This window comes from Hydrogenimonas sp. (genome assembly GCF_029933015.1).
Taxonomy (GTDB): domain Bacteria; phylum Campylobacterota; class Campylobacteria; order Campylobacterales; family Hydrogenimonadaceae; genus Hydrogenimonas.
This window is the reverse complement of sequence record NZ_JAOZOZ010000045.1, coordinates 4973-12704: the sequence shown is the minus strand read 5'-3', so window position 1 is coordinate 12704 and position 7732 is coordinate 4973. Positions and strand designations below refer to the sequence as shown.

Annotated in this window: 6 protein-coding genes; 4 read left to right on the top strand and 2 right to left on the bottom strand. The window is 56.7% G+C overall.

Annotated elements, in window-relative coordinates; translation table 11 throughout:
* Positions 1–15: 15 nt before the first annotated feature.
* Together Q1K23_RS04710 and Q1K23_RS04705 are read right to left on the bottom strand one after the other, a co-directional pair.
* Complete coding sequence (locus Q1K23_RS04710; RefSeq protein WP_300362862.1) at positions 16–462, bottom strand: molybdenum cofactor biosynthesis protein MoaE; 447 nt, start codon at positions 460–462, stop codon at positions 16–18.
* A gap of 4 nt (positions 463–466) precedes the next feature.
* Positions 467–688: a MoaD/ThiS family protein gene (locus Q1K23_RS04705; RefSeq protein WP_300362860.1), complete on the bottom strand. Its 222-nt coding sequence runs from the start codon at positions 686–688 to the stop codon at positions 467–469.
* Between the two features lie 66 nt (positions 689–754).
* On the opposite strand from Q1K23_RS04705, the gene Q1K23_RS04700 reads away from it, so the two are divergent.
* From Q1K23_RS04700 to Q1K23_RS04685, 4 genes are read left to right on the top strand one after another with little or no spacing between them, the layout of a single operon-like run.
* Positions 755–1411: an MqnA/MqnD/SBP family protein gene (locus Q1K23_RS04700; protein ID WP_300362858.1), complete on the top strand. Its 657-nt coding sequence runs from the start codon at positions 755–757 to the stop codon at positions 1409–1411.
* Between the two features lie 29 nt (positions 1412–1440).
* Positions 1441–2394: a cytochrome c peroxidase gene (locus tag Q1K23_RS04695; protein WP_300362857.1), complete on the top strand. Its 954-nt coding sequence runs from the start codon at positions 1441–1443 to the stop codon at positions 2392–2394.
* A gap of 1 nt (position 2395) precedes the next feature.
* Positions 2396–4507 (top strand): EAL domain-containing protein, encoded by a 2112-nt coding sequence (locus tag Q1K23_RS04690; protein ID WP_300362856.1) that lies wholly within the window; start codon positions 2396–2398, stop codon positions 4505–4507.
* 12 nt (positions 4508–4519) lie between these two features.
* Positions 4520–7729: an NAD-glutamate dehydrogenase domain-containing protein gene (locus Q1K23_RS04685; RefSeq protein WP_300362855.1), complete on the top strand. Its 3210-nt coding sequence runs from the start codon at positions 4520–4522 to the stop codon at positions 7727–7729.
* The last annotated feature ends 3 nt before the right edge of the window (positions 7730–7732 follow it).

The window sequence follows — 7732 nt, the reverse complement described above, 5'->3', positions numbered from 1 at the left end:
TTCACCATTTCCCGTTCACCCGTCCCCCGCCAGCAGGCCGCTTCCGTCCATCGGGGTGGAGCGGTCGGCCGCGTAGATGCGTTTGCCCTCCCGGACATCGTATTTCCAGATCGGGGCGTTGGCTTTGAAATCCTCGACGAACGCGTCGAGCATCTCCAGCGCGACGCGCCGCTTGGGGCTGAAAATGGCGCAGGCGAAGGAGGAGGTGTGGACCGGCACGTCCCCCTCGCTGTGGGCCATCATCAGGAGCGCTCCTTTGGATTCGAGTTTCGCTTTCCAGCCGTCGAACCACTTTTGCAGCACCGGCAGATAGATGTCGAAACTGAGCGCGTCGATGCCGCCTTCGTCGCGGATGGTGCCGACGAAGTTGACCATGGCGCCGTAGTTTTCGTCGTAATGGGCGCCGTACCATTCGCTCAGAAGCTCGGAGACGGGCAGAGGGCCGGGATAGATCTTCAGCATCGCCTCACCCGCCGCATACCGGAGGAAGGAGCGAAACCCTGTCTCCCTCCTTCAGCGGGATATCGAGACTCTTGACCATCGTGTCGTTGACGGCGACGGCCGACTGTTCGAGCCATTTGGCCACTTCGGGGTCCTCTTTGAGTCTCGCGGCGACGTCGGCGAGCGTTTTGGCTTCGATCTCCATCGGTTCTTTGCCGATCGGTCCCAGAAATTCCACTTTGACCATACAAATCCCTCTGCTTTTTGGCTCCGATTATAGCACAGCGGCTCTGACAGTGGGTATAATGGCGCTATGATTTTCGGAAAAATAGAGTATCTCAATCTTCTGCCTTTCCACCTCTTTCTCAAACGCTATCTGCGCCACAGTATCGAGAAGAAGGCGTGGCAGAAACGGGGCTCGGTTCCTGCCGACATCAACCGCGCTTTCCGCGCCCGCCGGATCGACGCGGCCGTCATCTCCAGCGTCAAGAGCCGCGGCTGCCGATGTACCGATTTCGGCATCGTCGCCGACGGCGAGGTGCAGAGCGTGCTCCTGCTTCCCGGTCTTTCCAGGCAGGACAGGGAGTCGGACACCTCCAACATGCTGGCGAAGGTTCTCGGGATGGAAGGGGAGGTCATCATCGGCGACAAGGCGCTTCGCTACTTTCTCGAACACCCGGGCGAGGCGCTCGACCTGGCCGAAGCGTGGCGGAAAAAGGAGGCCCTGCCTTTCGTCTTCGCCCGCCTCTGCGCCCATCCCCGCCATATCCGCCGGCTCGAGCGGATCACGAAAGCCTTCTTCGCCCGTCCCCAGAAGATCCCCCACCGCATTCTCCTGCAGCAGGCGGAGCTCAGAGGCATAGGGGTCGAAGAGCTCAAAAACTACCTCGAAAAGATCCATTACCGTATGGGATGGAGGGAAAAAAGGGCGCTCAAGCGCTTTCTCCATCTCGCCCACCGGGCCAGATAACGTAACGTTGATATGATATAATATCTACCATGCACCCGAAAACCATAATAAACAACATCTTTTTTGTTCTGACACTCTTTATAGGTTCGACGCTGTGGGCGGAAGAGCCGATCAAACCGATACCTCTGCATGTGGAGTACGACCGGGCCAAAGCGAAACTGGGCAAAGTGCTCTTTCTCGATCCTGGCATATCTTCCGACGGAACGGTCAGCTGCCACAGCTGCCACGACTTCGACCACGGCGGCGCCGACCCCAGACCCGTCTCCATCGGCGTACACGGCAAAAAGGGCAATGTCAACGCACCGACCGTCTTCAACAGCTATTTCAACTTCAGGCAGTTCTGGAACGGACGGGCCAAAGACCTCAAAGACCAGGCCAACGGTCCCATCCACAATCCCGTCGAGATGGACATGGTTCCCAAAGAGATCGAAAAGTATCTCGCCTCCAACGGCTACTACACTCAGGCCTTCAAAGAGGTTTACAAAAGGCCACCCTCCTATGAAGACATGCTCGATGCCATCGCGGAGTTCGAAAAGGCCCTCTATACGCCCAACTGCAAGTTCGACCGCTATCTGCGCCGTGAAAAGGGGGTGAAACTCACGAAACAGGAAGCCGAGGGTTACCGCCTTTTCAAGATGCTCGGATGCGTGACCTGCCACAACGGCATCAACATCGGCGGCAACAGTTTCCAGAAGTTCGGGCTGATCATCCCCTACAAATGGAAAGAGGGTGTGCCCGACCGCTACGACATCACCCACGACCCCAAGGACAAAAACGTCTACAAAGTCCCGACACTCCGAAACATCGAACTGACGGCCCCCTATTTCCACGACGGCAGTGCGGCGACGCTGAGGGAGTCGCTGCAGAAGATGGCCTACCACAATCTCGGTTTCGAGTTGAGCAAAGCGGAAATCCGGGCGATCGAAGCCTTTCTGAAAACCCTGACCGGGGAGAAACCGGCCATCCTCAAAGAGGGCGACTGAGTTGGGACGCCTCGTTTTCAAGGTCCTCATCGCGCTGCTGGCCGCCGCTTTGGGGGTGGGGCTCATCCTCTACCAGCAAAACAGGATGCGGGAGGGGTTCGAGCGTGTCGAGCGTGTCAATACGGAGCTGCAGTCCCTCCACGCCGATCTGATCGACCTGCAGAGGACGATTCTCGAGGCCAACTATTTCGTCTACTACAACAACGACCTTTTCTACAGGAAAATCGACGAGATCCATACCCATATCGAGGCGCTGCTTCAGACACCGAGCTTCAAAAACAGATACCACATGGGTACCTACCGGTCTCTCCTGAGGCTCAAGCACCACTTCGAAGCACTCACCGAAACGATCAACAACTTTCTGACACTCAACGCATCCTTGAAAAACAGCAGCATCTACCTGCCGACCCTGGCTCTGAAGGCCTACAACCTCTTCGATATCAACGATCCGACGGAGCGGCAGATCATTCTGACCCTTTCGCGCATCAACGCCAGCCTCTTTCTCGCCAAAAACGCGATGGACGAATCGCTGGTAAAAGAGCTCGCCCGCTATAAAGGCGAGCTCGAATCGCTGGCGAAGCGGATCGAAGAGGGACCGAAAAAGGGGCTTTTGAGAGTATCGATTCTGCATCTGGGCCTCTTCGTCGATCTCTTTCCAAAATTCAGCAAAGCTTTCGACGAAATTCGCGACCAGGCGATCCAGAAGGAGATCCGGCAGACGATGGAGATCTTTTCCAGGGAGTCCTCCGCGGAGATCGGGGAGATCAACCGCATCGGAGAGTTTCTGCTGGCTCTCTACCTCATGACGATCGCCGTCGTTCTCTATTTCGTCTTCCACTCCGAAAAGGAGTATATCCGCCTCAAAAAGACCCAGGAGAGGCTGCAGCGTTCGCTCATCACCGACCATCTGACGGGTCTGGGCAACCGCGAAGCCTATATGCAGCATCTAAGAGGGATGAAGCACCCCGCGCTGATTCTGATCAACATCGACCGTTTCAAGCACATCAACGAATTCTACGGTTCACGGGTAGGCGACCATCTGCTCCAGGCTGTCGCCCAGCTGCTCGAAGAGGTGGTGCCCAAAGAGATAGGAGCGCGCCTCTACCGGCTGGGTGGAGACGATTTCGGCATTCTTTTCGAGTGCGAGGATCCCGCGGTGTTGAAGGGTGTCATCGAAACGATTCTGGGCAGGTTCGACGAGCAGACGTTCGATATCGATACCCTCTCCATCGACATCTCCGTCTCCATCGGTGCGAGCATGGCCGGAAAACTCTTCGAGACGGCCGACATGGCCCTCAAATCGGTCAAAAGCTCAAAAAGAAGACGCTACGCCATCTACGATCCGTCGATGGACGTCTCCGAAACGATCGCCAGCAACATCTACGCGCTCAGACAGCTCAAGACGGCGATCTCCCAAAATGCCGTCATACCCTATTTCCAGCCGATCATCCATCTAGAAAGCGGCAAGACGCTCAAATACGAAGCGCTGGCTCGCCTTCAGATCAAAGAGGGGGAGACGATCACACCCTACTACTTCATCGAAGCGGCCAAACAGGCAAAACTGAGCGGTGTCATCACGACGAGAATTTTGAAAAAAACCCTCGAAGTCGCCCGGAAAACCGATGCGACCTTCAGCGTCAATCTCTCGGCGGAAGATATCACCAGCGTACACGACCAGAAGCGAATCTTCGCGCTCTTGGCCGATTACGAAGAGGTCGCTTCCAGGATCGTTTTCGAAATTCTCGAAACGGAAGAGATCGAAGACTACGAAATCATCTCCGATTTCATACGCCGTGCCAAGCGGTTCGGATGCCGGATCTCCATCGACGATTTCGGCAGCGGATACTCCAACTTCGAAAAACTCCTGCAGCTCGATATCGATGTCATCAAAATCGACGGCTCGCTGATCAAGGATGTCGACCACAACACCCACGCCGAACTGGTCGTCCGCACGATCGTCGACTTCGCCAGGGGCGCGCAGCTCGAGACGGTGGCCGAATTCGTCCACTCCAAGGCTGTGCTCGAAAAGGTCAGGCAGCTCGATATCGACTATGCCCAGGGATTCTATCTGGGAGAGCCGAAACCGGTGAACCACTATTTCAAAGGATTGTAAAAAGGAGAGACTATGGATCTCGAACAACGTTACGCCCAGGCGTGTCTGCAGATACTTCGCGACGACGACCTGATACTCAGCGAACCGATCGCCAAAGAGCTCTCCACCCACCCTTTCGCCTCCGAATTCATCGAAGACGAAAAAGGGACACTCTATCTGAAGATCTACGGCAGGCAGCACTTCATGCTCACCCAGATCGTGCCGCTGCTCAAAAACATCGGCCTCACGGTCCACAGCGAAATCTCCTACGACATCCCCTACGAAAAAGAGAAAGTCTACGTCAGCCGCTACCGCATCGGCAACGAGCAGGTCGAAGACATCAAGCGGGCCAAAGCCAACATCCTCGATCTGCTCAAAAGGATGCTCTGCCATCCCACACTCCCCAACACGCCGCTGCTGGGACTGACGCTGCTGGAAAATCTCTCCCCCAGGGAGCTGGAACTGCTCAACGCCCTGATCGATTTCGAAAACCAGCTGGTTCTCTCCTTCAACAGGGTGACGATCACCGATGTGCTGATCAAGCATCACGGGATCACCAAGGCGCTTCTGACCTACTTCTATCTGAAGTTCAACCCCTCCGTCAAACGGCGCAAGAGCGAAATAGCCAAGAGCGAAGAGCAGATCGAAGCGCTTCTGCATCCGATCACCCACATCACCGAGGATCTCGTCATCCGGATGCTCTATGAGATCGTCAAACGGATGGTGCGGACCAACTTCTTCCTCGACAGGGAGACGATCGCCTTCAAGATCCATACCGACGAAATCCGCAGCAAGATCGACGGCATCCAGCCCCGTATCGAGGCTTTCGTCCACCACTACCGACTCAGCGGCGTCCATCTGCGCATGGGTCCTGTCAGCCGGGGCGGCATCCGCTGGAGCGACCGTTTCGAGGATTTCAGGGTCGAGATCCGCTCTCTGATGGTCACCCAGGAGGGGAAAAACGCCATCATCGTTCCCAGCGGCGCCAAAGGGGGTTTCATCATCCGCCTTCCCAAAGAGGAGATCACGAAGGAGAGTTTCGCCCGTTTCTACGAACTCTATATCGACGCGCTTTTGGATCTGGTGGACAACAAAGCCGAAGGGCGCATCATCGTCGATCCGAAAATCGTCCGATACGACGGGGAGGATACCTATTTCGTCGTGGCGGCCGACAAGGGGACCGCCCACATGAGCGACACGGCCAACGCCATCGCCCTCAGACGCGGTTTCTGGCTGGGCGACGCTTTCGCCAGCGGAGGAAGCCACGGCTACAGCCACAAGGAGCTGGGTATCACCGCCAAAGGGGCGCTGCGCTCGGTCGAGAGACACTTCATCGAAAAAGGGGTCAACTTCTACGAGACGCCGATCACCGTCGTGGGCATCGGCTCCATGAACGGCGACGTTTTCGGCAACGGCATGCTCCAGAGCCGCCACTTCAAACTTCTGGCCGCTTTCAGCCACAACGAGATCTTTGTCGACCCCGATCCCGATCCCGAAACCGCTTTCAAAGAGAGGGAGCGGCTTTTTGGCGCGAGTCCCAAAGGGGGCTGGGGCTACTACGACAGGGAGAAGATCAGCGAAGGGGGCGGTGTTTTCCGCAGGGACGAAAAGGAGATACTCCTGAGCCCCCAGATGCAGAAACTTTTCCGCACGACCCGTCAGGCCATGAGCGGGGAGGAGATGGTGCAGGCCGTCCTTCGGATCAAGGCCGACCTGCTTTTCAACGGCGGTGTCGGCACCTACGTCAAAGCCAGTTTCGAGAGCAATCTCGACGTGGGCGACAAAGCCAACGAAAATGTCAGGGTCGATGCCTCGGAGCTGCGGGTGCATGCCGTCTGCGAGGGGGGCAATCTCGGCTTCACGCTGCCGGCCCGCATCGAATACGCCAAAGGGGGCGGCTACATCAACCTCGACGCCATCGACAATTCGGCGGGGGTCAACACCAGCGACTACGAGGTCAACCTCAAAATCACCCTCGGATCGCTGGTAAGAAAAGGGCAGCTGGACGAAGAGAGCCGTCTCGAGGCGCTGAAACACCAGGCCGACATGGTCGTCAACCGTGTGCTGTGGACCAACTACCACCAGGCGCTGGCCATCTCTCTCGATTACCGTCGCAGCCGGACCGACATCGTCCCCTTTCTCCAGACGATCGCGCTGCTTGAGCGGGAGCTTCCCGTCTTCAGCCGAAAGCAGTTCCACATCCCCAAAGACGAAAAGATCTCCGCCGTTCTCGACGAGAGGGAGGGGCTGGTGCGTCCCATCCTGGGGACCCTGCTCTCCTATGCCAAAATCTTCGTCAAACGCCTTCTGCTGCAGAGCGACCTGCTCGAAGACCCCTTCGCCCAGGAGTATCTGCTCAAATACTTCCCGAAAACCTTCGCGACGATCTACGAAGACGAGATACTCGAACATCCTCTGCGCAGGGAGATCGCGGCGACCGTCATGGCCAACCGCGTCATCAACAGCGCCGGCAGCACTTTCATCAGCGATTACGACGAACTGGGGCAAGAAAGGTTCGTCTCGAAAATCAAGAGCTATCTCATCTGCAACCAGCTCTTCGGCTCCAACGACATCCGCTACGAAATTTTCCGTCACGACTACCGGATGGATGCGCAGAAGCAGTACGCGCTGCTTTTCGACATCGAGACGACGCTGGAGTTCAGTGTCAGCTGGATGATGCGTCACCTCTCGCCCGATCAGATCCACGCCCCCACGCTGCTTCGCTATCGAAGCGAAATGGCGAAGCTGATGGAGATGACTCCCGAAGAGCATATCACGCCGATTCTCAACGAAAAGAGCCCGATCAACCGCTTCTTCCACCATCTCCCCTACATGAAGTTCACGGTGGCGGCCATCATCCTCCACGAACGCAACCACCGACGCTTCGACGAGACGGCGCGGCTCATCTACACCATCATCAAGCGGCTCCATATCAACGAAATCATGGAAGCCCTCGAAAACTACCGCCCCAAAAACAAGGACGAGCATACGATCAAGAAGCAGCTGGAGGAGTTCATCGAGTTCGCCGTCACCTCACTGAGCGAAAAGGTGATCCACTACCAGCGCAAGGGCGAAACGATGGAGGAGGCGCTGGAGAGCTATCTGCACGACTGTGAAGAGCGGTACGAGGCGCTCGAGGAGGGGTTTGCGAGGTTTATGCAGCAGCCTGCGGTGGAGAGGCTCGAGGATATCGCGATACTGGTCAACAGCCTGATGCAGATGACGCTGGAGAATCCTGTTTAGCGG

Bases quoted from the DNA above. Each gene is read 5' to 3' on its own strand.
- Q1K23_RS04695 (WP_300362857.1), top strand. From the start codon at position 1,441: ATGCACCCGAAAACCATAATAAACAACATCTTTTTTGTTCTGACACTC.
- Q1K23_RS04705 (WP_300362860.1), bottom strand. From the start codon at position 688: ATGGTCAAAGTGGAATTTCTGGGACCGATCGGCAAAGAACCGATGGAG.
- Q1K23_RS04710 (WP_300362862.1), bottom strand. From the start codon at position 462: ATGCTGAAGATCTATCCCGGCCCTCTGCCCGTCTCCGAGCTTCTGAGC.
- Q1K23_RS04700 (WP_300362858.1), top strand. From the start codon at position 755: ATGATTTTCGGAAAAATAGAGTATCTCAATCTTCTGCCTTTCCACCTC.
- Q1K23_RS04685 (WP_300362855.1), top strand. From the start codon at position 4,520: ATGGATCTCGAACAACGTTACGCCCAGGCGTGTCTGCAGATACTTCGC.